Source organism: Scrofimicrobium canadense, assembly GCF_009696615.1.
GTDB classification, from domain to species: Bacteria; Actinomycetota; Actinomycetes; order Actinomycetales; family Actinomycetaceae; genus Scrofimicrobium; species Scrofimicrobium canadense.
On record NZ_VULO01000049.1, the window covers coordinates 1 to 1,143 of the forward strand.

Sequence of the window (1,143 nt, forward strand, 5' to 3'; positions counted from 1 at the left end):
CACATCACCGAGGGGCACCAGGCTTATGGCACGCTGGTGGGCAGCGTTTCCATCGCGGTCGGCCTCATCAACGCCGCTTCCATGACCTGGTAAGGAGTTCGACATGGCAGATCAACATCTTCCTCGCCGCAAGCGTAGCGCACGGCTGTCGTTGGCCATGATGGGCACCGGCGCCTTTGGCCTGACCGCCTGTACCGAACCCGCCCAGGACGAACACATTACCGACGTGAGTTTTGACGAACCGCGCAGCTTCCAGAGCGTCGACGACTGTGTGGCCGCCAATATCTATACCCGCAGCGCCTGTGAAGAGGCCCATACGGCAGCGCTGGAGTCGGTGCCGCGCTTCAATACGCTGGAAGCCTGCGAGGCCGAGCACGGCGAAGGCGCCTGTGCCGCCCCCAATGAAGAGCAGGCCCAGGCCAGTGGCGGCGGTAGCTGGTTCATGCCCGCCATGATGGGCTACATGATGGGGAGCATGATGTCGAACACCAACCGTGGGCGTTCCTTCGAGCGGGTTTACCAGGAGCCGGTCTATCGCAACCGTGACAACCAGGGCAACTGGAATGCCGCCGCCAGCCAGGCGACCCAGCGGGTCAATCAACGCAACGACGCCATGCGCAACTCGGTGGTTCAAAGCCGTCAAACCACCACGCGCCGTGGCCGGGGCACGCGCTCTGCCTCCTGGGGCTCCTGACCCACACCCGGAGCCCTCATGCTAAGGATCACCATTCCTGAACGACCCCAGTGGCAAGCCCTGGCACAGCAGCTGGGCTTCCACTTTCACACCATCGACGGCGAGCCCTACTGGAAAGAGAGCGCTTACTACCAGTTCACGCTGGAGCAGGTCGAGCGCGACATGGAAACTCCCACCGAAACGCTGCACGAGATGTGCATGGCGCTGGTCGACCGCGTATGCCGCTCGGAGGCTCTACTGCAGCGGCTGGCGATCCCCGCACATATGTGGGAGACCATCCATCGCTCCTGGACCTCCGGCCAACCGCCGCTGTATGGGCGCATGGATTTTGCCTACTCAGGGGACGGCCCGGCCAAACTGCTGGAGCTGAATTATGATACGCCCACCTCACTTTACGAGGCGGGGTTCTTCCAATGGGTATGGCTGGAACAGGCCATTGCCCAGGGCAT

General features: G+C 62.7%; 2 protein-coding genes. Both read left to right on the forward strand.

Annotated elements, in window-relative coordinates:
• The first annotated feature begins 103 nt into the window (after positions 1-103).
• Positions 104-694 (forward strand): DUF1190 domain-containing protein, encoded by a 591-nt coding sequence (locus FYJ24_RS12475; protein WP_154546740.1) that lies wholly within the window; start codon positions 104-106, stop codon positions 692-694.
• 18 nt (positions 695-712) lie between these two features.
• Positions 713-1,143, forward strand: a 431-nt coding sequence (locus FYJ24_RS12480; RefSeq protein ID WP_206192730.1) for a glutathionylspermidine synthase family protein, incomplete at its 3' end; no start/stop codon positions are given.